The 25,420-nt window shown below is 70.8% G+C and carries 24 protein-coding genes and 1 tRNA gene; 8 read left to right on the top strand and 17 right to left on the bottom strand.

Annotated features, from left to right (window positions below; translation table 11 throughout):
• Positions 1–112 precede the first annotated feature (112 nt).
• The 4 genes from KIH74_RS28065 to KIH74_RS28050 form a co-directional block, all read right to left on the bottom strand.
• Positions 113–430 (bottom strand): hypothetical protein, encoded by a 318-nt coding sequence (locus KIH74_RS28065; protein WP_214159373.1) that lies wholly within the window; start codon positions 428–430, stop codon positions 113–115.
• On the bottom strand, positions 430–585 hold the full coding sequence (locus KIH74_RS28060; RefSeq protein ID WP_214159372.1) for a hypothetical protein: 156 nt from the start codon (positions 583–585) through the stop codon (positions 430–432). Before KIH74_RS28060 ends, KIH74_RS28065 begins: the two co-directional genes overlap by 1 nt.
• A gap of 574 nt (positions 586–1,159) precedes the next feature.
• Complete coding sequence (locus KIH74_RS28055; RefSeq protein ID WP_214159371.1) at positions 1,160–2,782, bottom strand: MFS transporter; 1,623 nt, start codon at positions 2,780–2,782, stop codon at positions 1,160–1,162.
• A 155-nt stretch (positions 2,783–2,937) separates the two neighbouring features.
• Positions 2,938–3,435, bottom strand: a complete 498-nt coding sequence (locus KIH74_RS28050; protein WP_214159370.1) for a MarR family winged helix-turn-helix transcriptional regulator — start codon at positions 3,433–3,435, stop codon at positions 2,938–2,940.
• Between the two features lie 207 nt (positions 3,436–3,642).
• Between KIH74_RS28050 and KIH74_RS28045 the strand changes: the two genes are divergently transcribed.
• From KIH74_RS28045 to KIH74_RS28030, 4 genes are all read left to right on the top strand, one after another.
• On the top strand, positions 3,643–3,855 hold the full coding sequence (locus KIH74_RS28045) for a hypothetical protein (RefSeq protein ID WP_214159369.1): 213 nt from the start codon (positions 3,643–3,645) through the stop codon (positions 3,853–3,855).
• Complete coding sequence (locus tag KIH74_RS37055; RefSeq protein ID WP_214159368.1) at positions 3,852–5,045, top strand: sensor histidine kinase; 1,194 nt, start codon at positions 3,852–3,854, stop codon at positions 5,043–5,045. Before KIH74_RS28045 ends, KIH74_RS37055 begins: the two co-directional genes overlap by 4 nt.
• Positions 5,042–5,722 carry a response regulator gene (locus KIH74_RS28035; protein ID WP_308114024.1) on the top strand — a complete coding sequence of 227 codons (681 nt, stop codon included), beginning with the start codon at positions 5,042–5,044 and terminating at the stop codon, positions 5,720–5,722. The genes KIH74_RS37055 and KIH74_RS28035 overlap by 4 nt, the downstream gene beginning before the upstream one ends.
• A gap of 98 nt (positions 5,723–5,820) precedes the next feature.
• Positions 5,821–7,101, top strand: a complete 1,281-nt coding sequence (locus KIH74_RS28030; RefSeq protein WP_214159367.1) for an aggregation-promoting factor C-terminal-like domain-containing protein — start codon at positions 5,821–5,823, stop codon at positions 7,099–7,101.
• Between the two features lie 30 nt (positions 7,102–7,131).
• On the opposite strand, the gene KIH74_RS28025 is transcribed toward KIH74_RS28030, so the two are convergent.
• From KIH74_RS28025 to edd, 3 genes are all read right to left on the bottom strand, one after another.
• Positions 7,132–8,685, bottom strand: coding sequence for an FG-GAP repeat protein (locus KIH74_RS28025; protein ID WP_214159366.1), 1,554 nt, complete (start codon positions 8,683–8,685; stop codon positions 7,132–7,134).
• A 175-nt stretch (positions 8,686–8,860) separates the two neighbouring features.
• On the bottom strand, positions 8,861–9,502 hold the full coding sequence (eda, locus tag KIH74_RS28020; protein ID WP_214159365.1) for a bifunctional 4-hydroxy-2-oxoglutarate aldolase/2-dehydro-3-deoxy-phosphogluconate aldolase: 642 nt from the start codon (positions 9,500–9,502) through the stop codon (positions 8,861–8,863).
• On the bottom strand, positions 9,499–11,418 hold the full coding sequence (gene edd / locus KIH74_RS28015; protein WP_214159364.1) for a phosphogluconate dehydratase: 1,920 nt from the start codon (positions 11,416–11,418) through the stop codon (positions 9,499–9,501). Before edd ends, eda begins: the two co-directional genes overlap by 4 nt.
• A gap of 101 nt (positions 11,419–11,519) precedes the next feature.
• On the opposite strand from edd, the gene KIH74_RS28010 reads away from it, so the two are divergent.
• The gene (locus KIH74_RS28010; protein WP_214159363.1) at positions 11,520–12,716 is read left to right on the top strand and encodes an ROK family transcriptional regulator; all 1,197 of its coding nucleotides are present in this window, start codon (positions 11,520–11,522) and stop codon (positions 12,714–12,716) included.
• Positions 12,717–12,781: 65 nt separating this feature from the next.
• Here KIH74_RS28010 and KIH74_RS28005 read toward each other — a convergent pair whose 3' ends face one another.
• The 3 genes from KIH74_RS28005 to KIH74_RS27995 form a co-directional block, all read right to left on the bottom strand.
• Positions 12,782–13,795, bottom strand: coding sequence for an adenosine deaminase (locus KIH74_RS28005; protein ID WP_214159362.1), 1,014 nt, complete (start codon positions 13,793–13,795; stop codon positions 12,782–12,784).
• 56 nt (positions 13,796–13,851) lie between these two features.
• A complete protein-coding gene (locus KIH74_RS28000) occupies positions 13,852–14,967 on the bottom strand; it encodes an LLM class flavin-dependent oxidoreductase (protein WP_214159361.1) in 1,116 nt (371 codons plus the stop codon).
• Positions 14,968–15,042: 75 nt separating this feature from the next.
• Entirely contained in the window at positions 15,043–15,930 is an 888-nt protein-coding gene (locus KIH74_RS27995) for an ATP-binding protein (RefSeq protein ID WP_214159360.1), read from the bottom strand.
• Between the two features lie 396 nt (positions 15,931–16,326).
• Between KIH74_RS27995 and KIH74_RS27990 the strand changes: the two genes are divergently transcribed.
• Positions 16,327–16,662 carry a hypothetical protein gene (locus KIH74_RS27990; protein ID WP_214159359.1) on the top strand — a complete coding sequence of 112 codons (336 nt, stop codon included), beginning with the start codon at positions 16,327–16,329 and terminating at the stop codon, positions 16,660–16,662.
• Positions 16,663–16,665: 3 nt separating this feature from the next.
• On the opposite strand, the gene KIH74_RS27985 is transcribed toward KIH74_RS27990, so the two are convergent.
• The 7 genes from KIH74_RS27985 to KIH74_RS27955 all read right to left on the bottom strand — a co-directional run bounded on the left by KIH74_RS27985 (position 16,666) and on the right by KIH74_RS27955 (position 23,758).
• Positions 16,666–17,433 carry a polysaccharide deacetylase family protein gene (locus KIH74_RS27985; protein WP_214159358.1) on the bottom strand — a complete coding sequence of 256 codons (768 nt, stop codon included), beginning with the start codon at positions 17,431–17,433 and terminating at the stop codon, positions 16,666–16,668.
• Between the two features lie 141 nt (positions 17,434–17,574).
• On the bottom strand, positions 17,575–18,471 hold the full coding sequence (locus tag KIH74_RS27980) for an STM4011 family radical SAM protein (RefSeq protein ID WP_214159357.1): 897 nt from the start codon (positions 18,469–18,471) through the stop codon (positions 17,575–17,577).
• Positions 18,468–19,772, bottom strand: coding sequence for an STM4012 family radical SAM protein (locus KIH74_RS27975; RefSeq protein WP_214159356.1), 1,305 nt, complete (start codon positions 19,770–19,772; stop codon positions 18,468–18,470). The genes KIH74_RS27980 and KIH74_RS27975 overlap by 4 nt, the downstream gene beginning before the upstream one ends.
• Positions 19,769–20,566 carry an STM4013/SEN3800 family hydrolase gene (locus tag KIH74_RS27970; protein ID WP_214159355.1) on the bottom strand — a complete coding sequence of 266 codons (798 nt, stop codon included), beginning with the start codon at positions 20,564–20,566 and terminating at the stop codon, positions 19,769–19,771. Before KIH74_RS27970 ends, KIH74_RS27975 begins: the two co-directional genes overlap by 4 nt.
• Entirely contained in the window at positions 20,554–21,639 is a 1,086-nt protein-coding gene (locus KIH74_RS27965) for an STM4014 family protein (protein ID WP_214159354.1), read from the bottom strand. Before KIH74_RS27965 ends, KIH74_RS27970 begins: the two co-directional genes overlap by 13 nt.
• On the bottom strand, positions 21,636–22,565 hold the full coding sequence (locus tag KIH74_RS27960; RefSeq protein ID WP_214159353.1) for an STM4015 family protein: 930 nt from the start codon (positions 22,563–22,565) through the stop codon (positions 21,636–21,638). Before KIH74_RS27960 ends, KIH74_RS27965 begins: the two co-directional genes overlap by 4 nt.
• An 89-nt stretch (positions 22,566–22,654) precedes the next feature.
• Entirely contained in the window at positions 22,655–23,758 is a 1,104-nt protein-coding gene (locus KIH74_RS27955; protein WP_214159352.1) for a beta family protein, read from the bottom strand.
• Positions 23,759–24,411: 653 nt separating this feature from the next.
• On the opposite strand from KIH74_RS27955, the gene KIH74_RS27950 reads away from it, so the two are divergent.
• Positions 24,412–24,496, top strand: a tRNA-Leu gene (locus KIH74_RS27950).
• Between the two features lie 576 nt (positions 24,497–25,072).
• The gene (locus KIH74_RS27945) at positions 25,073–25,249 is read left to right on the top strand and encodes a hypothetical protein (protein WP_214159351.1); all 177 of its coding nucleotides are present in this window, start codon (positions 25,073–25,075) and stop codon (positions 25,247–25,249) included.
• Positions 25,250–25,420 lie beyond the last annotated feature (171 nt).

Genomic DNA, 25,420 nt, shown 5'->3' with positions numbered 1-25,420 from the left:
GACGTGTGCCCCCGGTGGATATCCACCGGGGGCACACGTTTCAGCCAGGACCGCCGGCGAGAACCTGGAATCACTCACCCGGGCACTTCCTCGCCTGGCGAAATCTGCTTCGTCACGCACCGATCGGCGGTTGAAGCGCGTTCGACGGGTCCTCGTCACCGTAGAAGGCGAACCCAATCTTCTTCAGCCATGCCTGGAGATCTTCGAGAGTGTCGAAATCCTCTCCGGTGGCTCGTTCGTACGCTCCCGGAGAGAGCATACCGAGAACTCCCTTGGCCAGGCCGCGACGGAAAGCAATCTGGTTCTCCGGCGCCGGGTCGCGAGTGAAGGCAGTGACGAGATCGCTCATGGACGTGGAATCGAAAGCGTTCACATCCAGGTAGACCTGCGCAGCGTCGAGGAAAGCTTCAAGGTCCGGGTCGGTGGTCATCATTCCTGGGCCACGCCGTCCCAGCCGTGCTCCAGCGCGGCGAGCGCTTTCTGCTCCGCGTTGTCAGCTGCGTCGGCGACACGGGTTCGGTGTTCAGAGAGGAATGCGACGAGCGCGGACAGGGATCGCTCGATCTCCTGCGTTCGGTTCGTCACGGTCCATGACTATCGGTATTTACCGGGCGGAACAAGAGGGCCGAGGCGCCCGGGCACGCGCCTTTCCACACCTTGCCCACCAACCCCCCGCATCGGCTGCTGGGCCTGAGACGCGGAATTCAGCGTTTCCGATCGTGATCTGCATGCCGTGCCCAGCATCGCCGCCTGCTGCTCCAGCCACGACGCCCCCAAGAATGAGGCACCGATGCCGGTGGAGCAGGTCGCTGCGACTTCCCCGCCCACGCCAGCCGCGACGCCGACAACGGTGTCTGCAACGGTGGGTTCGGCCTCGGCCGCGACGTCGGCGACAGGCGGTGCCGGCAAAGCTCGATCAAACGTGGTCAGCCGGCGGATCAGCGGGCAATGACGGTGGTGCTCCACGGGTCCTCTCAGGCTCTCAGCGCTGTGTCCTGTGGTGATTCACATCCTCCACCGGGGACCCGTCCCTCGTTCGGCTGTCACACCGTGGCACTGGTCTTCCGCGAGGTACCCGCCACCTGATCCCGCTCCCCGCGAGACGTCGGGGCCCCCGGTGGATATCCACCGGGGGCCCCGACGTTCACACCGGATCCGGTCAGACCGCCGAGCTGGTGGTGGTACTCGACGTGGTGGTGCCGTCGTCCTTGGCGTCGACCGAACCGTCGGCCGTCACGTCAGCCGTCACGTCGGCGTCATCGGCGTCCGGCGGGACCGTGGAGATCGCCGACAGGGCGCTGGCGTGCAGGTCCTGCGTGCGCAGCAGCAGGAAGCCGACGGTCGCCGCGATCGCCGCGAGCACCGCGGCCAGCAGCATGGCGTCGTGGTAGCCGGTGACGAACGCTTCCTGGGCGGCGTCGAGCACCTGCTGCTGGAGCGGGCCGGCGGCCTGCGCCACCGTGTCGATGGCACCGGCGCTGATGCCCGAGGCGGCCTGGTCGGCGGCCTCCGGGCCGAGCTGGCCGGCGACGGCGGAGGAGGTGAACGACTCGGTCACCTGGTGCTCGAAAAGTGCTCCCACACCGGCGATCCCGACCGCGACACCGACCTGCTGGAAGGTCTCGTTGACGCCCGAGGCGACACCGGCACGGGCCGGCTCGGTGATGCCGATGGCCAGCGCGGCCCGGCTCGGGTTGAACGCGCCCATGCCGATACCGGCCAGCAGCAGCGCCGGCAGCATGACGGTCCAGCTGGAGTCGGCCTCGGTGCGCTGGAGCAGCACGATGCCCACGCCCATGACGAGCACCGCCGGGCCGAGCAGGAAGCGGAACGGGACCTTGCCGATGAGCGGGCCGACCAGGGCGCCCGCCACCAGCATGCCGACGGTGAGCGGCAGGAACCGCAGGCCGGTCTCCCACGCGTCGTAGTGCAGCAGGTTCTCCAGGTAGCTGGTGGAGAAGAACACGGTGGGCAGCGCACCGGCGTTACCGATCATCGCCACCAGCGAGATGCCGACGAAGGTGGGGTTACGCAGGAACGCCGGGTCGAGCATGGCCCGCTCGCCCAGACGCGCCTCGATCACCGCGAAGATCACCAGGAACACGACGCTCAGCGCGTAGAGGCCGAGGGTCAGCGAGCTGGTCCAGCCCTCCTGCGGGCCGCGGATGGTGGCGAAGAGCAGTGCGGCCAGGGCGACGCTGAGGGCGATCATGCCGCCCCAGTCGGTGCGCGGGGCCTTCGGGTTGCGCGACTCGGACACCCGCAGGGCGCCGATGATCAGGGCGGCGATACCGATCGGCACGTTGATGTAGAAGATCCAGCGCCACGAGAAGGCGTTGATCAGCGCGCCACCGATGAGCGGGCCGGAAGCGACCGCCAGGCCGATCGCGCCACCGAAGGCGGTGAAGGCGGTGGCCCGCTCCTTGCCGTGGAACTCGTGGCCGAGCAGGGCCGGGCCGACCGCGAAAACGATCGCGGCGCCGACACCCTGGACCGCGCGCGAGATGTTCAGGAACAGCGCGTCATCGGCCAGACCGCAGGCCAGCGAGGCCGCGGTGAAGATGACCAGGCCGATCTGGAACACCCGCTTGCGGCCGATCCGGTCGGCCGTGGACCCGGCGGCCACCAGGAAGATCGCCAGGGTGAGGGCATAGGCGTCGAACACCCACTGCAAGTCGCTGAAGCTGCTGTGCAGCGACCGATGGATCTGCGGCAGGGCGATCGACACCACGCTCAGGTCGAGCATGAGCATGAACGTGCCCAGCGTCACGATACCCAGCACCCACCATCGCGTGGGTGAAGGGGTGTGTTCAGCCGACATCGAGGGTCGCTCCAGTCATCATCTAGGGAGTTCGAATAATCGAAATCTAGATGATCTGACGAACCATGGTCAATTGTCCGATTAGTGAACGCCCTCGATGCGGCGCGGGTCCCGGCTCAGTCCTCGCAGACCGAGGCCGGCCAGCGCCCCGCCAGCAGCCGCCGCAGCATGCCGTGCATCGCGCCCAGCTCGGCCTTCTCCAGCGTCGCGAAGAACGCCGTTTCCGCGTCCGTGACAATGGTTTCGGCCTTCGCGAGCTGCTCGCGGCCGTCGTCGGTGAGGAACAGGTGGTAGCGGCGGCGGTCCGCCGGATCGCGCTGGCGCTCCACGTGCCGGTTGCGCTCCATCTCGTCGATGACGCTGACCACCGTGGTCGGGTCGAGGTTCAGCAGACGGCTGATGTCCTGCTGCGAGAGCCGGGGCCCACCGGCCAGCGAGGCCAGCACGAAGAAGTACCGCGCCCGCATCCCGGTGCTCTCCAGCGCGCGTTCCACGTCTTCGTAGAGCAGGAGGGCGGCCTTGTGGAACATGTAGCCGGGGCGCTCGGCCAGGGGGAAGTCCTCCCGCGGCGTCTGCTGGACCCCCGCCTTCCTGGCGGTGTTGCTGGAGGCCATGAGCCCCGCCCTTCCTCAGTGATCACGATGATCGGTTTCCCTATCATCGAAGATAACAAGATCGACGCCGCAACCGTGCCCTCCGGTGCCCCGGAAGTCGTCCCCACAGCCCTACGACAGACCTACGACAGCCCTACGACCTCAGGCATAGAGCCGGTGGACGCGCGAGGTATGGGCCCGCCCCGCCCCCGGCCGCAGGATCGACGCATGAGCAACCCTTCTCACCTCCTCGTCCTCGCCCTCGCCGCCGGCCTGCTGGTGCTGTTCGTCCGGGTGCTGATCTCGATCCTGCGCTCCGGCCTGTCCACCGGCATGAAGGTGCTGTGGATCCTCTTCGTCCTCTGGGTGCCGCTGATCGCCTGGTTTGCTTGGTACCTGATCGGCCGCCCGGCCGCACCGCCCGTGAGGAGCACCCCGTGACAGGCAGGCCGACGGCGCGGTGGCGCGAACCGCTGCGCGGGCGGCCCCGCCGGTCCTGGGCCCTGGACATCGCGCTCGCCGTCCTCCTCGCCCTGTTCAGCCCGGTCCAGCCGGACCCACAGTTCGCCGTCGCCCTGACCGGCTGCGTCCTGCTGGTGTTCCGCCGGATCTGGCCGGTGCCGGTCGCTCTCGGCGTGCTGGCGCTCGGTCTGGTGCCGGCCGGGCACAACGCGGTGCTGCTGCTGGGCGGGAGCACGATCGTGGTGCACACGCTCGCGGTGCTGACCACCCCGCGCCGGGCCGCGCTGGCCCTGGCCGCCTCCGAGGTCTGGATCGGGTTGCTCGCCGTCACCGTCGACGACCGCCTCGTCGACAAGATCGTGCTGCTGGCGCTGTTCTCCACCCCACAGGTGCTGGCGTTCGTGCTCGGCCTCTACCGCCGCACCCGGGACGCGTACCAGCTGGAGCTCCAGGCCCGGAACCGGTCGCTGGAGGTCGAGCGCGAACAGCGTGACCTGCTCGCCGCCGCCGATGAAAGAGCCCGGATCGCCAGGGAGATGCACGACCTGATCGCCCACCACCTGACCGTGGTGGTGGCCCTCAGCGAGGGCCTGGCGCGCAGCGGCGAGATCACCAGCGACCGCTCCCGCGAGGCCGTCACCATCACCGTCGCGATGGCCAGGCAGGCCCTTCGGGAGACCCGCCGGCTGCTCGGCGCGACCACCACCGAGCAGTCCGCGGGCCCGATCACGGACGACGAGGAGACCGCGAGACGCCCGGTGCCGGGCCTGCGTTCGCTGGAGGGCCTGGTCGGGCAGGTGCGCGCCACCGGCCTGCCGGTGACCCTCCGGGTGGAGGGCACGCGGCCGGAGTTGCCCGGCGGGCTCCAGCTCACCGTCTACCGTCTCGTGCAGGAGGCGCTGACCAACGCCATGAAGCACGCGCACGGCGCGACCCGGGCCGCGGTGCGGCTGCGCTACCCGCCCGGCCGTCTGGTTCTTTCGATTGAGGACGACGGTGAGCCCGGCGGCGCCGCGACCCCGGCCGACGGTCTGGGGCGGGGCCTGGCGGGCATGCGGGAACGGGTGCGCCCGTTCGGCGGCACCCTGAGCGCCGGTCCCGGCCCGGACGGTGGCTGGCAGGTCCTGGCGGATTTCCCCCTGACGACGAATGTCGAGGCGAACCGGTGACTCTCGGTGTGATGCTGGTCGACGACCAGTCGTTCCTGCGGCTCGGCCTGCGTATGGTGCTGGAGCCCGAGCCCGGCATCGAGGTGGTGGGTGAGGCGGACGACGGCTCGACCGCCGTGCCGATGGCCACGGCCCTGCGGCCCGACGTGGTCCTGATGGACGTGCGCATGCACACGACGGACGGCATCACCGCGACCCGGCGCGTCCTGGCCGCCTCGCCGTCCACCAGGGTTCTGATCCTCACCACGTTCGACCTGGACGAGTACGTGTTCGCCGGACTACGCGCCGGAGCCAGTGGTTTTCTGCTGAAGGACGCACCGCCCGACGTGCTGATCACCGCGATCCGCACGGTGGCGGCCGGTGACGCGGTGCTCGCGCCGTCGGTGACCCGGCGGCTGCTGGAGCGTTTCGGGTCGGTGCTGCCCGGGGCCGGCGGCGCGCGCCGCCGCGAGGAGGTGATGAACGCCCTGACCGAACGCGAGCGCGAGGTGTTCCTGCTGCTGGCGGCGGGACGCTCGAACTCCGAGATCGCTTCCGGGCTGCACCTTTCCGAGGGAACGGTGAAGGTGCACGTCGGGCACGTCCTGGCCAAGCTCGGGCTGCGCGACCGGGTGCAGGCGGTGGTGCTGGCCTACGAGGCGGGCGTGGTGGTGCCGGGCTCGCACGAGCTGTCGTAGCCGCGTTCCGGCGGCACCGTGACCGGTCCGACATCAAACTTTTCTTAACTCCGTGTGGGACGGTTGTGATTCTTGTCCGGATTCGCCACGGTGGACCCGTGACGACAACCGTGGGCTCGAAGACCGGTGACGACCTCGCGGAAGAGTGGCTCAACACCGGGGGCATCCCGGTTCTCGGGAACGACGGCGCCAAGCGCTATCCCCGCCGCTCCGACCTGCGCCGGGCCGAGGCCCGCGCCACGTCCCGGCCGACGCCGCGCAACCGCCCCGCCGACAACCGGCCCGCCGCCCCCTCCCCCGCCAGGCAGCGTCCCGGGGTCTCCGCCCCGCCGAGTGCCCGCGCCGTGCGCCGTCCCACCCGGCAGGCGCAGTTCCCGTTGCAGTCGCCGTACTCGTCGCAGGCGCCCAGCGCCGCGGTGCTGCCGATCCCGCGCACCGCCCCGGGCCGCCCGGCCGGCATCGACATGCCGGTGCCGCGGGCCACCCCGGCCGACGCGTTCCGCCGCGCGGTCCCGCAGCCGCCGACAGCGCCCATCGAGGTGCCGGCCGAATGGGGCCTGGACCTCGACGACTCCCCGGCCACCGCCGAGCCGGCGTCGAAATGGCGCTTCGGCCGCCTGAACACGGCTGCCACCCGGCTGCTGGTCATGGCCCTGGTGGTGGGTGCCGAGGGGGCCGCGGTCTCGCAGCTCGCCACCCTGAACAACGCCGACAGCTCCTCCGCCTCGTCCGCCTTCGCGCTGACCAGCGCGCACGACGATTCCGAGGCCGATTCCGAGGCCGAGGCGCAGGCCGCGGCCCAGGCAGCCGCCCAGGCCGAGGCGGAGCAGGCCGAGGTGTCGGCCGCCACGCTGAAGAGCATCAAGGATGCCTCGCCGGCCAAGGCCTCGGCCGCGCTGGCGCAGTCCGAGAAGGGCGCCAAGGCCCTCGCCGAGAAGAAGCGCAAAGAGAAGGCCGCGGCCGAGAAGGCGAAGAAGGAGGCCGCCGAGAAGGAGGCCGCCCGTCTGGAGGCGGCGAAGGCCGAGGAGGCCGAGGCCACCAGCACCCGCCAGAAGGCCCTGGCTCTGGAGAACGCCCGCAAGAACCCCCAGGCCGCGGCCAAGATCCTGCTCGCCGACCGGGGCTGGTCCTCAGCGCAGTACACCTGCCTGGACTCGCTCTGGACCCGCGAGAGCACCTGGAACTACCAGGCCACCAACCCGTCCTCCGGCGCCTACGGCATTCCCCAGGCCCTGCCCGGCAGCAAGATGGCCAGTGCCGGATCGGACTGGAAGACCAACCCGGTCACGCAGATCCGCTGGGGGCTCGACTACATCGCCGAGCGCTACGGCACCCCGTGCGGAGCCTGGAGCCACAGCGAGTCCGTGGGCTGGTACTGATCCCCCGGCCGGTCGCACCGGACGACGAGGTCAGCCGGCCGTCCCGAGGGTCGTCAGGGAACTGCCCGGACCGGGCCACAGCATGATCCGCCTGGCCCGGTCGTCGAGGCGCGCCACGATCAGCAGCTGATCGCGGGCCGAGGCACCGGAGTCGATCGCCGCCGTACCCAGGTCGGCGTCGTCCCCCGAGCCTGACGTGTCCGTGGTCGGCAGGCCGTCCCCCGTCAGAACCGTGCCCGCGCAGGACCGGTCGCTGCCGGGCAACGGCACCACGGTCACGGTGACCGGTACCGGCGGATCGCCCGGTTGGTACCGCGAACTGATCGCCAGGCTGGTGACACCGGGGCAGAGAAACTCCCCGGCCACGACGTCGGTGCCGAACTCCACGTACCGGCCGGGGGCCCCGGGCACGCCGGGACTGCCTTGATGCAGCGCCGCCGCCGGGGTGAGCGAATCCGGGCGGGCGCTCGACGTGGTGAACAACTGCACGCTGCCCGCGCCGGCCCGGCCCTCGACCCGGGCCCGGGGAACGGCGACGGCGAGCCCGTTCTCCGCGACCGCTGCCCCGAAAGAGGTCGCGCGGGTGGCCCGGCCGGGGACTGCGGCGCTGTCCTGGTTGAAGGCCTCCGCCTCGATCATCCGGTCCGTGGACCGGTCGGTCCGCAACCGGACGATCTCGCCGGCCTGCGGAAGCCCTCTGACGGTCCGGTCGGGCACTCCCACCACGACCCCGTTGCGTACCCGGGCCAGCACACTCCCGAAATGATCGAAGCCGACAGCGGTGCCGGGCACCAGCCGACTGTCGTAGGTGACGGTGTCCGTCAGTGTCGGCGTCGGCGTGGCCCGCGTGGTCCGCGTGGTCACCGAAAAGCGATAGACCGCGCCGGCCTGGGCCCGGCCGCCGACGGTCAGCCCGGGCGCACCGACCCACAGGTCGTGGCCGGTGCCGGAGGCGCGCGGGGTCACGGCGACCGCGGCCCCGGCCTGGTCGCCGACCCGGGCCGGGACCGGCACGCGGATCATCCGGTCCCGGGTGAAACCGCCGCTGCCGCCCAGCAGGATCCATACCCGCCCCGACGCCCCCGCCGCCGGGTCCGCGTCGTGCGGGGTCAGGAAGTCTTCGTTCAGCTCCCCCGCCGTGGGTGTGTCCTCGTCGGTGTTGATCCTGCCGCCCTCGGACCCGACCACCAGATCGTCGATGCCGTCCTGGTTGAGGTCTGCCGTGGCCACGGCCGACCCGAACTGTAGGGCCTGCGGATACAACGCGTAGGGATCGTCACCCCAGGGTTGCGCGGGCGGCAGGCCGAGCCCGCCGGGGGTGAGTTGCTGGTGCCGGCCGTCCGGGAAGTAGACCTCGACCGCGCCGGAGCTGTCGGCGTACTCGGGCACGCCCACGGCGACCGGAGCACCACCCGGCCGCGGGCTCGCGCTCACCACCGGTGACGCGGACGTCCCCGCCCCGGAGAGCGGGGACGCAGCCGGGTCGGAGTTCGTCCCCGAGCACGAGGTCAGCAGGCCGGCCAGCAGCAGCACGGCCGTCAGCCGGCGGGCCCGCTCACCGAGCAGGCCGGTGGTGACCAGCACCGTGTCCTCCCCGTGGCCGCCGGTCGGCCCTCGGTCGACCCTGTCCAGGCCGGGACCGTAACACGCCCCTGCGATCAGCGTCCGGACCGTCCCGGTATCCCTCCCTCTGAGAGCACCTTCCGGTCGAGCGGCCCGATCCCTGGACAGGATCAGGCATCACCCGTCGACGCCTCGGTCAGTTGTCCCTGAGCTTGCTCGCCCCGGCCGCCAGCTCCGTGATCTGCTGCCAGTCGCCGTCTTTCACGGCCTGGCGGGGCGTGAGCCAGGTGCCGCCCACGCACCCGACGTTGGGCAGGGCCAGGAAGTCCGGGGCCGTGGCCGGGGTGATGCCGCCGGTCGGGCAGAACCGCAGCTGCGGCAGCGGGCTCGACACGGCCTTCAGCAGCGCCGTGCCGCCGACCACGGTGGCCGGGAACAGCTTGGCCTCGGTGACTCCCCGCTCGATCAGCCGGATCATGTCGGACGGCGTGGCGCAGCCGGCCAGGAACGGCAGCCCGACCTTCTCGAAACCGTCCAGCAGCCGGTCCGAGCTGCCCGGGCTGACCAGGAACTTCGCCCCGGCCTCGGCCGAGTCCGCGGCCTGCTGCCCGGAGCAGACGGTGCCGGCGCCGAGGAACATCTCGGGCACCTCCTGGGCGATCGCCCGGATCGCGTCGAGCGCCACCGGGGAGCGCAGCGTCACCTCGATGACGCCGATCCCTCCGGCCAGGAGGGCCCGGGCCAGCGGCACGGCGCTCGAGACGTCTTCCACGACGACCACCGGGACGACCGGCGAGATGTCGAGGAGTGAGGAGGGGGTGGCCTGAACGGCGCTCATGCGTGCAGTCTTTCGTCGGTCGAGTGGATCTCGAGGCCCGGGCCGGTGATCGGGGCGCCGGCGGCCGGGCTGCTGGTGGTCATGCCGAGGGCGTCACCGAACACGCTGGCGCCCAGGTCGGCCGGGCCGACCGTGGCGCGGAACGCGGCGAACAGCTCCCGGCCGGCCCCGAAGGCGGGGGCCGCGGAGTGGGTGACGGACGGGCGCGCGGCGAACTCGGCCGCCTCGACGTCCACCAGCAGGGTGCTGGCCCGGCAGTCGAGAGTGATGACGTCGCCGTCGCACACCCGTGAGATGGGGCCGCCGAAGGCGGCTTCCGGGGTGACGTGGATGGCGGCCGGGATCGCGCCGGAGGCCCCGGACATCCGGCCGTCGGTGACCAGGGCGACCCGCTGGCCGCGGTCCTGCATCACGCCGAGCGCGGAGGTCAGGCCGTGCAGCTCGGGCATGCCGTTGGCGGCCGGGCCCTGCTGCCGGATGACCACCACGACATCCTGGGTCAGGTCACCGGCGCGGAACGCCGCGAGGAAACCGGCGTCGGTGTCGAACACCCGGGCCGGGGCGGTGATCACCTGGTGCTCCGGCGCCACTGCCGAGACCTTGACCACGGCCTGGCCGAGATTGCCGTGCACGATCCGGATTCCGCCCTCCGGGGAGAACGGGTCGGCGACCGGCCGCAGCACGTCGGCGTCCAGCGTCCGGGTCGGGCCCGGGCGCCATTGCAGGGCGCCGTCCGCGACCACCGGCTCCTCGGTGTAGCGCCGCAGGCCGGGGCCCGCGACGGTCAGGACGTCGTCGTGCAGCAACCCGGCGTCGAGCAGCTCACGGATCAGCAGGCCGATCCCCCCGGCGGCGTGGAAGTGGTTCACGTCGGCCGAGCCGTTCGGGTAGATCCGCGACAGCAGGGGCACGACGCGTCCCAGATCGCTGATGTCGTCCCAGGTCAGCGCGATGCCGGCGGCGCGGGCCACGGCCACCAGATGGATGGTGTGGTTGGTGGAGCCACCGGTGGCCAGCAGGCCGACCACCCCGTTGACCACGGCCTTCTCGTCGATGACGTGCGCGATCGGCGTGTACTGCTGACTCTGCGCGGTGATGCCGGTGACCCGGGCCGCGGCGGCGTCGGTCAGGGCGTCACGCAGCTCGGTGCCCGGGTTGGGCAGGCTGGCACCCGGCAGGTGCAGGCCCATGACCTCCATCAGCAGCTGGTTGGAGTTGGCGGTGCCGTAGAACGTGCAGGTGCCCGGGCCGTGGTACGAGGCCGCCTCGGTGTCGAGCAGCGTCTGCCGGTCCACCAGCCCCTGCTCGAACAGCTTACGGATGCGGGCCTTCTCGCCGTTCGGGATGCCGCTGGTCATCGGGCCGGCGGGCACCAGGATCGTGGGCAGGTGGCCGAAGGCGAGCGCACCGATCAGCAGGCCGGGCACGATCTTGTCGCAGACCCCGAGCATGACGGCGGCATCGAACATCTCGTGCGAGAGCGCCACGCCGGTGGCCATCGCGATCACGTCGCGGCTGAACAGCGACAGCTGCATGCCGTCGCGGCCCTGGGTGATGCCGTCGCACATGGCGGGCACTCCCCCGGCGAACTGCGCGATGCCGCCCGCCCGGATCACGGACTTCTTGATCCGTGCCGGGTAGTCCTCGAACGGCTTGTGCGCGGAGAGCAGGTCGTTGTAGGCGGAGACGATGGCGATGTTGGGCTTGGTGACGCCGCGCAGGACCGTCTTCTCCTGCGGGTCCATCGCGGCGAATCCGTGCGCCAGGTTGGCGCAGCCGAGCCGGCCGCGCGACGGGCCGGAGCGGACGGACTCGGAAACTCGCCCGAGGTAAGCGCTACGGGTGGGCTCCGAGCGCCGGGCGATGCGGTCGGTGATCTCCTGGATGGCCGTGATGGGCCCGATGGGTCCGGTCATGGCTGGGAGCGTAGCTAGTTTTTTCTTCGAAAGACATAAATTTTGACTTTGAAAATCTAAATTAGGGTGAACTTTGTGAAGACGCTTTCAAGGGCTCACGCGTGAGGAGTGCCGCACCGACGGTCACCGCCGGCACCATCTTGCAGTTGATCCGCGACGGCGAGGCCGGCTCACGCGCCGACGTCGCCCGGCTGACCGGCCTGTCCCGCACCGCCGTGGCGGCCCGGGTAGACCCACTGATCGAGGCCGGGCTGGTGAGCGAGGCCGACGCCCCGGGCATCGGGGTCGGGCGCCCGCCCAAACGCCTCACCTTCGAGGCCGGCGCCGGGCTGGTGCTGGCCGCCGCGATCGGGCGCAGCCGGGCCCAGTTCACCGTATGTGACCTGTCCGGGCTGGTTCTCGGCTCCGACGAACTGGACCAGGAGGTCGGGCAGGGCCCCGACGACGTGCTGCCGCGCGCCGTCGGACGGCTGCGGGCCCTGCTCCGGAAGGTCGGGCTCGACCCGGCCGACGTCCTCGGGATCGGGGTCAGCATCCCGGGCACGGTGGACCCGGTGGCCGGCACGAGCCTCAACTCCGCCATCATGCGCGGCTGGGACGGAGTGCCGATCGCCCCCTACTTCGCGGCCCTGTCCTCGTCACCCGTGGTGATCGAGAACGACACCAACGCGATCGCGCTCGCCGAACTCGACGCCCACCTGACCCGCTACCGGGACGCCCTAATCGTCAAGGCGTCCACCGGTCTGGGCGCCGGAATCGTCGCCGGAGGCGTTCTCCAGCACGGCGCCCGGGGTGCGGCGGGTGACATCGGACACGTGAAGTACCGCGGAGCCCACGACCTTCCGTGCCGCTGCGGCGAGACCGGATGTCTGGAGGCGGTGGCCGGGGGCTGGGCGCTGGTGCGTGATCTGGCCGCCCAGGGCCGTGAGGTGGCCCACGTGCGGGACGTCGTGCGGCTCGCGCTGGAGGGCGACGTGGTGGCCCGCCGGGCCATCCGTGGCAGTGGGCAGGCCATCGGCGAGGTCCTGGCCTCGGCCGTCACCCTGCTCGACCCGGCGGTCATCGTGGTCGGCGGCGACATGGCCCCGGCCTACGACCTGCTGGTGGCCGGGCTGCGCGAGACCCTGTACCGCGACGCCACCACCGTCGCGGCCCGCGATCTGGACGTGCTGGCCGCCAGTCACGGCGCCGACTCCGGCACCCGCGGCACGGCGGTCCTGGCCCTGCGCCGGGTGCTGAGCCCCAGTGCCGTCGACGACCGGCTCCGCCTCACCCCTTCCCGGCTCGTCCCCTCCTGACCCCGAGCGCGGCAGCTGCCCGTCCGCACCTCACGACGAGCTGGATGCGGCCGGGGGAACCCGGCCTACCCGGCGTAGGCGTCGATCTCGGCCAGCAGCTTCTGCTTTCCGGGGTCCGCCAGGAAGGACGCCCGCACGGCGGCCCGCGCGAGATCCGCGACGCCGTCGTGGTCGAGGCCGAGCAGGCGCGCCGCCACCGCGTACTCCTCCTCCAGTGTGGTGCCGAACATCGGCGGGTCGTCGGAGTTGATCGTCACCGTCACCCCGGCCTCGACGAGGCGGGCCAGCGGGTGCTCCTCGATCGAGGCGACGGCCCGGGTGCGCACGTTGGAGGTGGGGCACACCTCCAGGGCGATCCGGTGCTCGGCGAGATGGGCCAGCAGCCGCGGGTCCTGGACGGCGGCGATGCCGTGCCCGATCCGCTCGGCACCCAACTCGCGCAGGGCGTCCCACATCGTCTGCGGCCCGGTCGTCTCACCGGCGTGCGGAACACTGTGCAGCCCGGCCGCCCGGGCCTGGTCGAAGTACGGCCGGAACTGCGGGCGCGGCACCCCGACCTCCGGGCCGCCCAGGCCGAAACTGACCAGCCCGTCCGGCTTTTCCTCCAGGGCGATGCGCAGCGTCTGCTCGGCCGCCGGCAGCCCGGCCTCGCCCGGGATGTCGAAGCACCAGCGCAGCTCGATGCCGAGGTCGCGGGCGGCGGACACCCGGGCGTCCTCGATGGCGGCACAGACCTCCGGGGCCGGGATGCCCCGGGTCACGTGCGAGTACGGGGTGACCGTCAGCTCGGCGTAACGCACCTGCTGGCGGGCCAGTTCGCGAGCCACCTCGTAGGTCAGGGTGCGCACGTCGTCGCCGTCCCGGATCAGGTCGACGACGCTGAGGTAGACCTGGATGAAGTGGTCGAAGTCGGTGAACGCGAAGTAGTCGGCCAGCGCGGCCGGGTCGGCGGGCACCGGGGAGCGGCCCTCGTGACGGGCCGCCAGCTCGGCCACGATCCGCGGCGACGCCGAGCCGACGTGGTGCACGTGCAGCTCGGCCTTCGGCAGTCCGGCGATGAACGTGGTCAGATCTGTCACGGGTCTCTCCTGATCGTGGTGCCGCGCCGCGGGACCGGGCCGCACGAGCGTACCGCTCAGCTTGCCGGGGCGACCGGGTGCGAGGACAGCAGCGGCATCACCTCGGCGCCGAAACGTGCCACGCCTTCGACGAAGTCGTCGAAAACCAGCATGATCCCGCCGGTTCCCTCGATGCCGGCCATCTCGTCCAGTGCGGCGGCCACGGTGCTTGCGGACCCGACGATCGGCTCGGCGCCGCCGTAGAACGGCGAGGGACGCCCTCCGCCGTGCCCGGCGACGACGGCGGCCGAGGAGCCGTCCGTGGCGGTGTCCCGGGAGTACTGCCCGGTCATGTACCCGATCGCGGCCAGGTCGGCGCCCTCGGTGTAGAGCTCGACCTTGCGGCGGGCGTCGGCGTCCGTGTCGCCCAGGACGACGGTGGCCAGGTTCAGGGACGTGACCGAACGCCCGTGCCCGGCAGCCAGTTCGCGGGTGCGCCGGTTCATCGCCGCGACCGCCGCCGGATCACCCACGGCGGAGAAGTGGTAGTCGGCGTAGCGGGCGCAGAACTCCTGGCCGCGCGGGGACTGCCCGGCGCTGAGCAGCTTCACCCCGTGCGGCGGGGTGGGCAGCACCTCGCAGTCCTCCAGGTCGAACCGGCCGTGGTGGGTGAGCCTTCCGTGCTCCCACAGCTCGCGCAGGACGTGGGCGTACTCCTCGGCGTAGTCGTAGCGGTAGTCGTAGAAGTCGTCGCCGGGCCACAGGCCCATCTGCGCGTACTCGGCACGGTTCCAGCCGGCCACGATGTTGATGCCGAAGCGGCCGCCGGAGATGTCGTCGATCGTGGACGCCATCCGCGCCACCATCGCCGGGTGCAGGGTGATCGGGGCGACCGAGGCGAACAGCTTGATCCGGCTGGTCACCGCGGCCAGCCCGGTCATCAGGGTGAGTGAGTCCTGGCAGAAGTCCCAGTGCCGGGTCGGGCCGCCGTAGCCGCGGAACTTCACCATGGACAGCACGAACCCGAACCCGTTCTCCTCGGCGAGCCGGGTGATCGTGCGGTTCAGCTCGAAACTCGGCCGGTACTGCGGTGAAGCGGACGACAGGATCCATCCGTTGTTGGCGATCGGCAGAAAGACCCCGAACTCGACCATGACGTCCACCTCCACGATGACCGGCAGTCCAGCGAACATAACGGACATCCCCGCCTCCCGGAACAGGGTTCACCGGGTCGAACCGATCCGATCGCTCATCCGCCAGACCCACAGCTATCCGGCGACAGGTCTCCAGAGCCGATCCACGGGCATGACGTGCAGCCGGTCTTCATAGGTGAACGAGCGATATCCAGTGCTCAGGGCAACGCCCGCCAGGAACCTGTCACCCAGAGCCTCCCGCAGCTTGCGCAGACCTTGTAGATCATTGCCTGCGACACGTTCGTTCGCTTTCACCTCGAACGCCAGGACCCCGCCGTCCTCGAACTCGATGACGTAGTCGACCTCGTCCCCGTCTCGGGTACGCCAATGCCCCGTGGAAACAGGCTCATTCAGCCAGGACGCCTGCTTGCGGAGCTCGCCGACGACAAAACTCTCCAGCAGATGGCCGAACTCCGCCAGGGCGGTGGGGTCGAGACTGGCGAGCCTGGCAGCGGTGATCCGCATGAGCCGTGCAGCCACACCCGTGTCGACGACATGGACCTTCGGCGCCGCAGTTGCTCGCGCGCGTAGCGTCTTGCCCCAGGCGGGAAGTCGGTCGACGAGGAAGAGGTCTTCGAGCAGGCGGACGTAGTCTTCGATGGTTTGACGATCGCCGGTCAGGCCCTCCGACACCTTGGTCGGATTGAATACCTGTCCGGTCCGCCCGGCCAGCCGTCCCAGCAGTTCACGCAGCAACGTGCGCTGGCGTATCCGGACCAGTTCGACGGCGTCGCGCTCCAGTGACTGGCGCACGTAGTCGTCGAACCAGCGATTTCTGGCGGCGCCCACCCGACGCAGGGCCAGCGGGAACCCGCCGGCACAGAGCCGGTCGACATACTCGGATCGCGCAGTCGAAGAAGATGGCCGAGCCGCTACCGTCGCACCCGGATCCGTGCGAAGCGCCGGCAGGAAATTCTCTGTGACACCACTGATCTCGCCTTGCGACAACGGCCAGATGGTCATGGTGTGCAATCTGCCGGTGAGCGCTTGAGCCGTGCGCGGCAATGCATCCTGCCGAGTCGAACCGGTCAGGACAGCAGTCCCGGGCAGCGTCCCTTCCCACTTTTCTAATACCAAAACGGGAAGGGTCCCTAGTCCCAATATTGGAGGCCATCCGTTCCTAGATGTGGAGGGCTCTGGCTCACGACGTCAGCACGGTGAGCAGCAGCCAGGCCGTCCGGCCCCCAACGCATGTCCCGGTCAGGGACGCAGGCCGACGCCTGCACCGAGTTCCACTCCGAGGACGTCCACCTCCACGACGACCAGGACCCTGGCGACAGCGAACATGACGGGCATCCCCGCCTCCCGGAATAGAGTTCACCGGGTCGAACCGATCTGATCGCCCGTCGAAGGAGTTCCATGGTCAACGCCCCGCTTCACCGGGTGCCCGGGGAGGGCTTCAGCGCGGTGTTCATGCTGGGTGCGGACGACGACCCGGCAACGGTGGACAACATCGACGCGGAGCTCGTTCTGCCGACCGGCGCTCGCTGGAGCGCCACCTTCATGACGCCCACCGCGATCCGGCGGGTTCTGGACAGCTGGGCGGAAACCGGTGAGAACAGCGGCGGTTCGTGGTTCCAGTGTCCCGACCTGGTGATCGTGCCGGAGGGTGGTCTGGACGCCATGACGGACGCCTTCCGGGGGATTCTGCGGGCGGGCGGGCCGGAGGGGGTGCTGGGCTCCCTGGAGGAGTGAGCCTCAGTCCCGGAGAAGCTCGGACACCGTGACGAACCGGTACCCCTTCGCCCGCAGACCGGACACGATCGCGGGCAGGGCCCCGAGCGTCACCAGGCGGCCCCGGTGACCGGCGTCGTGAGCCAGCACGATCGTCCCGGGCCGGAGTGTGGCGACGAAATCAGCGGCCTGCCCGGCCGGATCGCCGGCGTACCGCCGTTCGTCCACCGAACGCGACCACAGCACGATGTCGTACCCCATGCCCACGGCCGCCAGCACGGTCGATCCGCCGAGATGACCGTACGGGGGACGCATCAGGGTCGCGGTGCGCCCGGTGTGCTTCTCGATCGCGTCGTGCGTCGACTCCAGTTCGCGACGGACCGCGGCCAGGTCGAGGGTGGCCAGATCGGGGTGCGACCAGGAGTGGTTGCCGACCTCGTGCCGATCCAGGCGGCCGCGCAGGATGCTCGCGTGCTCGACGAGTTGCTTGCCGACCAGGAAGAAGGTGGCCGGCACCCCGGCCTCGTCCAGTGCGTCGAGAAAACGCGGGGTCCAGTTCGGCAGAGGTCCGTCGTCGAACGTCAGAGCCGCCACCCTGGTCCCGGTACTGACGCGGTAGTGGATCCTGACGTCGCCGCGGGACAGCCGGCCGAGCTTGTCGGCGGCGGCCGCGTGACCGCCGTTCAGGGGCGGTGGTTCGGCCTCGTCGAACAGTTCGCCCGCCGCCGCCCCGGTGCCCAGCCCGCCCCCGGCCAGCAGGGCTCCTCGAAACAACTCGCGGCGACTGACCACCGTGTCCGGTCCCTTCTGAGATCCTCCCCCTCAGCAGTTCGGCCGGGACGTGGCCGGAGTGAAGGTCACTCCGCCCGGGAATTGCTCGATGCGGCGGAGACGACGCTGGAAATACCGAGACATCTTCCGCGGCATTCGGCGTCAGGCGAGGATCCGCTCCAGCACGCCCGGCCCGTACACGTCGTACAGTCCCAGGGGCTTGAGATGTACGTAACCGATGTGGCAGTCGCAGATCCGGTTGGTGCACGGTCTCGGTCGCAGCGCCTGCCGCCAGCTGCCGTCGTAGAGGTTGCCCAGCGGGGTGTCGATGAAGTGGCAGCGGCGCACCGTGCCGTCCCCGATCACCGAGACGGCGCTCTCCCCGGCGTGGCAGGGCTGCCCGAACGAGACGTGAGGACGCACGCTGTCACCGAAGCGCGGGTCCAGGGCCGTCCAGCGGGCCTCTTCCTCAGGCGAGTAGGTGTGCCCCTCGGCGGCGTTCACCCACAGGTAGACGGACGGTTCCAGGGCCGCGCGCAGCTCCAGGGCGGCCTCGTGGTGCCCGGGCAGCCCGACCACGCCCACCGAGTATCGGCGCCCGATCTCGTCCAGACGCCGGCAGCGGGCCAGGAACCGCTCCAGGGTGACCTGCCCGGGATGGTAGGTGGCCCAGAGCGCGGCCGTCGGCGCGGCGTCGGCCATCCAGTCCACCCGGGCGGCCAGGTTGGTCTGGATCGACACCCGGTCCACGTGGTCCTGGTGCGACAGCCGCACGATCGCCTCGCGGTACCAGGAGCGGATGAGCCCCTCGCCCCACGGCGTGAACAGGATCGACAGCCGCACGTCCGTCGTTTCCACCACCCAGTCGACGAAACGGCCCAGCGCGGCGCGGTCTTCGCGGAGCAGGGGCGGCGGGTCGACCCGCTTGGCGAACGGGCAGTACGGGCAGTCGTAGTTGCAGCTGGCCAGCGGCCCCCGGTAGAGGACCGACAGGCGATCCGGCACCGACGGCACTGACGGCACCGGCGACGCGCCCGGCAGGCCGAGGAAGACGCTCATCGCAGGGTGTGGGCGGCCATCGCGGCCCGCACCGGACCGGAGACCAGCCACGGTCCGACGGAGTCGGAGTGCGCGAGACCTTCGGCGGTCAGCCGGGTGTGGCCGGCCTCCAGCCAGCCGCGCTCGGTCAGGTCGCGCAGCTGCGGGAAGTCGTCGTCGTGACGGGTGCCGAAACGCTTCTCGTAGGCGGCGGAATCGATCCCCTCGGCGCGCAGCAGCGACTTGACCAGCCAGCGCCGCCGCTGCTCCCCCTCGTCCAGGTTGAAACCGAACTCGGCGTAACGGAAGTCGCCGGCCGGGCGGGCCACGTAGTCGTCGATCACGGCCCGCACCTCGGGCACACTGACCGCGTAGTCGAAGGAGTAGTGCAGGTCGCGGGTGTAGGAACGGGCCCCGCAGCCGAGGCCGACCATGCCGTCGTCCTGGCAGCTGTAGTCGGGGGCCTCGTCGGCCGGGGCGTCGGCCCGGCGGAACTGACGCATCGAGTCCTGCACGTATCCGGCGTCTTTCAGAAAGTCGACGGCATACCGGTACAGGTCCAGACGCTGCGCGTCCCAGTCGGCGACGGTCCTGGCCCGCCGGTCCAGCCCGGTGAGCGGGCGCACGTACAGCGGGTAGAGAAAGATCTCCTCGGGGTGCCAGCGCAGCGCCTGGGTGAGTGACACGTGCCAGCTCTCGCGGGTCTGCCCGTCGATGCCGTAGATCAGGTCGAGGTTCAGTGCGGGGACGCCGCCGGCCCGGATGGTCTCCAGAGCGGACTGCACCTCACTCGGCTTCTGCGGGCGGACCGCGGCGCGGGCCTCGGACTCCAGGAAGCTCTGCACCCCGATGCTGACCCGGGTGACGCCGTGATCGGCCAGGACCGCCATCCGGTCGGGAGTGGCTGTGGCCGGCGAGGTCTCGACCGTCGCCGGGACACCGGCCGCTCCCAGGGTGCCCCCGACGACGGCGAACAGCCGCTCCAGTTCCGGCGCCGTGAGATAGGTCGGGGTGCCACCGCCGATCGCCAGGCGGGCGAAGGCCGGCCGGTCGCCGAGGGCGTCCCGCACCGCGCGGGCCTGCCGGTCGATCTGGGCGAGATATGCGGTGACCTGTTCCGCGGGCGGCCGGGTTCGGGTGAAGAGATTGCAGAAGCCGCAACGGATCTCGCAGAACGGGATGTGGACGTAGGCGAACAGCGCCGAGGTGGGCTCGTGCGCCCACACCTCGCTCAGCAGGGGCCGGGGCTCCAGCCGTCGGTAGGCGGTCTTGTGCGGATAGGCGTACAGGTAGCCCTGATACGGGGAACCGTCGAGGCTCATGACGCCTCCAGCACGAAGTCCGCGTAGGGCACCGTCCACACCTGCTCGTGGGCGACCCGGTGCCCGGTGTGCCCGTCCTCGCCGTACAGCGTGCCGTGGTCGGAGCAGATGATCACCTGGCAGGGCCGGCCCCGGCCGGTGACCAGGTCGAACAGCCGGGGCAACACAGAATCGACGTACTCCAGCGCGGCCCCGTGACTCTCCCGGCTGTCCTGGGCGGCGCCGGGCAGGTAGTGCCGGTTGGGCTGGTGCAGGGCGGCCACGTTGACGAAGGTGAACAGCGGCCTGCCCGGCGAGGTCTCGGCGATGACGGACGCGAGACGGTCCACCTGGGCGCCGAGGCAGTCCGGGGCCGTGACCCCGAAATCCCGCTCCCAGTGCGCCTCGGAGAACAACCCCGGCAGCACCCGCCCGAGCGCGGAGGCCGGGTTGAAGAAGCCCACTCCCCCGAGGCAGACGGTGTGGTACCCGGCCGCGGTCAGCGCCGTCGGCAGATCGGGCGCGTCGAAGACGTAGGTGTCCGCCCCGCTGGTCTCGCTGCCCGGGAACCGGGCCGCGAACAACCGCTCGTGCGGACCCGGGGTCACCGGGGTCGGCAGGAACCCGGCGAAGAAGGCCTGGTGCGCCGCGTAGGTGAAACTGGCCGGGCTGTGCCGCTTCTGCCATGCCCCGCCCGGCAGGACCCGGGCGAGGTGCGGGGTGCGGCCCTGTTCGAGCCGCTCGACCGCCACGTCGTAGCGCAGGGTGTCCAGGGTCACGAGGAGCACGTCGTGACTTCCGATCAGATGGCGCACGCGAGCTCTTTCTTCTTCAGTGCCTCGATCTGGTCGCCGTAGGTGTCCCGGCCGTCGGCCAGGACCCGGGGCAGCAGGTCGCCGAACGCATTGACCTCGGCCACCGCGTGCCGACGCCACGACGGGGCGAACATCAGGTCCACACCGACGTGCAGGCTGCCCGGGAAACAGGCCGCGACCCGCTCGCAGGTGCGCATCGCCTCTTCCCACGCCGTGGTCCCGGCCGCGGCCCGGACCGCCCCGAGGTCACCGCGGGCATTGCCCAGATGCAGATTGGTGATGGCGTGCGCGGAGGTGCGCACGACGATGTGACGGGGCCGGCCGGCGGTCACCACGACCCGCAGATCCAGCACCCGACCGGCCAGGGACGCCTTGGGGAACCAGCGCTCGACGTGCAGGCCGTCCGGGGCGAGCCGGTCGACGATCGCCCCCACCTCGGCCGGGCTGGTGCAGCGGCGCACCCGCAGGTTGTTGAACAGCCGCCCGTCCGGCGTCCGTTCCACCGAGGTGACCGCGGAAACCCTGGTGCCGGACAGGTTCAGCGCCAGCACGCCGGAGGCGGACGACCCGAAAGCGGGCTTGACGAACACCCGGGACCAGCCGGCGTCCCGCATGTGCGAGCGCAGACCGTCCCAGTCGTGCACCGGCGCCAGCGCGGGCGGTACCGGGACCGACCGCGAGGCGAGCAGAGCGTGGGTGCGCCGTTTGTCCCCCATGACCAGCACGTCCCGCACCGGGTTCAGCAGTGTCCCGCCGCCGGCGGCAATCCGTTCCAGTCCCACCCGCAGGCCGGCATGAGCGTCGGCCAGCCCGAGGATCTCGCCGTGCGCGGCCTCCCGGACCGGCCCACCCGCCCCCAGGCCGCGCAGCAACCGGTCCACCCGCGCGTCCTCACCGGGCGAGTCGATGCGCACCAGCGTCCCCGGCCCGGGCACCGGTCCCGAGCTCAGGACGTCGCTCCAGGCGAACACCTGCGGATCGGCCAGTCCGCCGGCCCGGGCCGCCTCGAGAAACATCGCCACCCGCCGGTTCGCCGGGTTGCCCACGACCGCCAGCCGCAGCCCGGCGCTCATTCCGAGACCGAGATGAACCGGCGGTACCGCTCGTCCTCCTCGTCGTCCTCGGTCTGGACGTCCGAGACGTCCACCCGGGTGCCGGGCAGCGCGTCCACCAGGTGCCGGGCCACGTCCGGGCCGGCGAAGTGGTGGTGCAGGTCGAGCACGTCCAGGTGGGCCAGCGACTGACCGGCCGACAGCGCCCGCACGCCCACGTCGCCGAGCGTGCCCAGCGAGAGGTCCAGCTCGCTCAGGCGGCCCACCACCGGGGCGGCTGCCACGGCAGCGGCGATCTCGTCGGCGTTCTCGGCGTTGCGCAGCCCGAGCCGGGTGAGCTTCGGGAAGACTTTGCCCTGCAACACCGGGGCGAGGTCTTCCGGGGTGGCCCCACCCTCGTAATCTTCGGTGCCGAGCCACAGTTCGAGAGACTCCAGACGCGGCAGGTCGCACTCGCCGACCGCCCGGACGAACGCCGGCGGGGTGCCTCCCGCCTGCACGACGAGTTCCAGCAGCGCTTCGTGACGCAGCGGCTGGATCTCCAGTTCGTTGCCGCCGCGGATCCACAGACGCTCCAGCTGCGGGAAGGCCGCCAGCAGGGGCGTGTAGTCCCCCTGCACGATCCAGGAGATCTCGCAGTCCTCGGAGATCAGGTCGCCGACGAAGAGCGCCCGCAGAGAACCCATCCGGCCGGCCCGGTCGATCAGCAGGTTCAGCGGCACCTTGTTCTCGTAGGCCTCACCCCACTGCCCCAGGACCAGCGCGACGGGGCCGCCCGGACCGGTGTGTTCCAGCACCTGGTCCAGTTGCGTCTCGAACTCGACCTCCGGGGAGTCGTAGTCGACCGAGATCCGCCAGGCGACCGCCAAGGCGTTCTCCGGCGTCTCCTCGTCGTCGTCCGAATGCACCGGCAGCCCGGCGAAACTGGTCAGATACTCGCTGATCACAGAGGTTTCCTCGCTGGTCCGGCACGGAGCGGGTGATGAGTACGCCTGCACCGTACCGTCCGGGCACGTGCGCCCCTGAATCGCGCCCGTCAGGGCAGGCCGGAACGGCCGATGGAGTCCACGACGAAGTCGGCGTGATGAGCGATGCCCAGCTCCTTCCAGAGCTTTCCGCCGCCCGGGCCGGCGAGGTGACGCTCGGGTTCGGCGATGCACCGGTCGGCCGGGCCCAGACCGTCGGAGAAGTCCGGGTGCTGACTGATCTGCCGGCAGATCTCGAAGAACTGGCCGTGACGCCGCGGGTCACCTCGCTGGGTTCCGCGCAGGACCAGCCAGTTCATCGGCGTGGTGTAGCGCAGCTGGGGTGCGGGCCGCCAGTTGCCCGACGACGGGGCATATCGGACCGGATGGCTGATCGCGTAGTCGCCGTAGACCGGCATCCGCTGCGGTTGCTCGGCTTTCAGGAACTCCCACACGGCGACGTCGTAGCGAATGATCGGGGTCAGGGTCCAGGAACGCACCTTGCCCAGATGGGGCGGGAAGGTCCCGGAGGTCACGATCACCGAGCGGTAGGACTGCACGGCGGGCAGCCGGTCGATGAAGCGGCTCAGATGCCGTGCGGCGAGACGGGCGACGGCATCGTCCTCCACCAGCTCCAGGTCGATCACCAGATCCACCGACGCCACCGTGGCCCGGATCTGTCCCAGCAGGGCCCGCAATCGCAGGATGAGTTCCTCGCCGGCCGTCACCAGCTCGCGGGGGCCGACCCGGATCCGGACGGCGATCCCGTTCTCGTTCGTTCTGAGGGCCGCGCGGGCATCGGCACGGGTCGGCTCGTCGGCGTCGAGCCGGATCACCGGAACCATCTGCCCGGCCAGCCCCCGGGCCTCCTCGACGATCGTCCCCAGGCCCGTCCGGCCGCGCGTCTCCGGGGGCCGCAGATGGTGGCCGTCCACCATCACCCGTTGCGGCCAGTTCGCGGCGAGCACCTCGAACCAGTCCCGGAGCCCACCCGGCTGGTGCAGCCTGAACCCGCTGTCGGGGACGATCTCCAGCAGGGGGCAGGTGCGAGCGCGGGTGCCGGCGCTCATCCTCTTCAGGGCGGCCAGTTCCCCCGCGTGGGCCTGGAGCACGGGCACGTACACCGCCCCCTCCCCCGCGCCGCCGGTAGAGGAGTGGCCGTCGAAATGCCGCATGCGCCCCGTCCCGTGCCTCGCCTGCATGTGCCCTCCAGCCATCCAGTAGGCACATCGGCCGCCGGGGACGTCCAGACCCGGCTGCCGGGTGAGCATGCGGAGTGCAGCACCGGGGCGCTCTCCCGAAATTGCCTTGCCACCGGGGGTTTCCCGGACCGCGGTCTGGCATGACCTGGCGGGGCATGGGCGGGGCGGGGTGTGGGGCACGGCATGGCGTTGCGGGTGGGGCGTGACCTGGCAGGTCAGGGCGTGGCGGGGCGTGGGCGGGGCATGGCGTGGCAGGGTGAGTCGGGCGTGACCTGGCGGGTAGGGCGTGGCGGGGTGAGATATTGAGGCGGCCGCTCGCGGCGGCAGCCGCCCGTGGCCCCGGCCTGATGGGCTCTCGTTGCGCCCCTCGCAGAAGCCGCGCCGCCGGATACCGGCACCCAGGAACCCCACGGGCGACCGAGCCAGACCCGCCAGAGCCGAGCCACACCGAGGCAACCCGTCAACGACGAGTAGCGCGAAGGTGACGCTCCGAAGAGAAGACGTGCCTCAGGCGCCCGGCTCGCCAGGACGGCAAGGGGCGTGCAACGGACACCTCGCGTTCATGCTAGTCTTCAGATCGTTGGAAGGGCAGCCCCCCGAAGACAGCAAAACAAATGAATAAGCAAGTCCGGGTGGCGGAATGGCAGACGCGCTAGCTTGAGGTGCTAGTGCCCTTTATCGGGCGTGGGGGTTCAAGTCCCCCCTCGGACACAACCGCAGTGCACACATGCGCTACTCAGGGATCGGGCCATTGAGCCCGATCCATCTGTTTTGTCCCCCCCTTCACGCAGCCTGGCGTTACGGATCTTCTAGGCGTGTAGGTGGCGCTCAGTGCCGAGCGACTTCGCCATCGACGCCGACGATCCCCGGCCGGCCGCCGCTCGTGGACCGGGTGGGCGTCGCATGCCCGGTCGAGCCTCGGTCCAGGGCCCGGCAGCTGTGGCAGATCACCCGAGACGTACCCGAGACGCTACCCGTCAGGTCACCGGTCCAGGATCACCCGCGAGGGGCTGTGCTGGCGGTGCGTCTGATGTTCGCTGACGCCCAAGGGCAGTGGCGGTTCCGCCGAACGGGCGACATCGGGTAAAGGTTGATGTGGCCGAGCCGACTGCCGGGATGAATGCCGGTCCAGCAGATCGGTCAGCGACTCAGGTCTGAGGGGCGGCGGTGGGCGCGGACGAAAGACAACGGGGCGTCGTTGTGTGGTGTGGCCAGTTCGGGGCCGGCGAACTTCAGCCGGAGCCCGGCAGCACCCCGTCCGTACCTCTGTCCTTCACCATCGATTCGGTGACAGCTGACAAGCCGCCCTTCAGGGCCGGCGATGTGGTCACCTACCTGGTGGCTGGGGACCCGGTGCTCGGCCGTCCGATGGCCGTCGGCATTCAATTCGCTCGTACCCGCAAGTCCTGGCGCTGGTGGCGCCGCCAGCCCTCGATACCCGTCGTCGAGGGATCAGGCTGGTGAACCACCACGATGACGGGATCGCCGATCCCGATTCAGCGTGTCAGCGGGCCGCGTTGCCGTCATTGCGCTTCCTTCCACCCAGGCGTCATCGGGTGGGCAGCGTAGGCGGTTCACCCGGCCCTACCCCTAGTAGCAACTGATGGCGGATATGAGGCGTACGCCATCCCCCTT

This window comes from Kineosporia corallincola (genome assembly GCF_018499875.1).
GTDB lineage: Bacteria > Actinomycetota > Actinomycetes > Actinomycetales > Kineosporiaceae > Kineosporia > Kineosporia corallincola.
Note: the sequence above shows the minus strand (reverse complement) of the source record. Positions and strands in the feature narration are given on the sequence as shown.

Excerpts from the sequence above, each read along its gene's own strand:
- KIH74_RS28065 (WP_214159373.1), bottom strand. The coding sequence starts at position 430 with ATGACCACCGACCCGGACCTTGAAGCTTTCCTCGACGCTGCGCAGGTC.
- KIH74_RS28050 (WP_214159370.1), bottom strand. The coding sequence starts at position 3,435 with ATGGCCTCCAGCAACACCGCCAGGAAGGCGGGGGTCCAGCAGACGCCG.
- KIH74_RS28045 (WP_214159369.1), top strand. The coding sequence starts at position 3,643 with ATGAGCAACCCTTCTCACCTCCTCGTCCTCGCCCTCGCCGCCGGCCTG.
- eda (WP_214159365.1), bottom strand. The coding sequence starts at position 9,502 with ATGAGCGCCGTTCAGGCCACCCCCTCCTCACTCCTCGACATCTCGCCG.
- edd (WP_214159364.1), bottom strand. The coding sequence starts at position 11,418 with ATGACCGGACCCATCGGGCCCATCACGGCCATCCAGGAGATCACCGAC.
- KIH74_RS28000 (WP_214159361.1), bottom strand. The coding sequence starts at position 14,967 with ATGTTCGCTGGACTGCCGGTCATCGTGGAGGTGGACGTCATGGTCGAG.
- KIH74_RS27995 (WP_214159360.1), bottom strand. The coding sequence starts at position 15,930 with ATGACCATCTGGCCGTTGTCGCAAGGCGAGATCAGTGGTGTCACAGAG.
- KIH74_RS27990 (WP_214159359.1), top strand. The coding sequence starts at position 16,327 with ATGGTCAACGCCCCGCTTCACCGGGTGCCCGGGGAGGGCTTCAGCGCG.
- KIH74_RS27980 (WP_214159357.1), bottom strand. The coding sequence starts at position 18,471 with ATGAGCGTCTTCCTCGGCCTGCCGGGCGCGTCGCCGGTGCCGTCAGTG.
- KIH74_RS27975 (WP_214159356.1), bottom strand. The coding sequence starts at position 19,772 with ATGAGCCTCGACGGTTCCCCGTATCAGGGCTACCTGTACGCCTATCCG.
- KIH74_RS27965 (WP_214159354.1), bottom strand. The coding sequence starts at position 21,639 with ATGAGCGCCGGGCTGCGGCTGGCGGTCGTGGGCAACCCGGCGAACCGG.
- KIH74_RS27955 (WP_214159352.1), bottom strand. The coding sequence starts at position 23,758 with ATGCGGCATTTCGACGGCCACTCCTCTACCGGCGGCGCGGGGGAGGGG.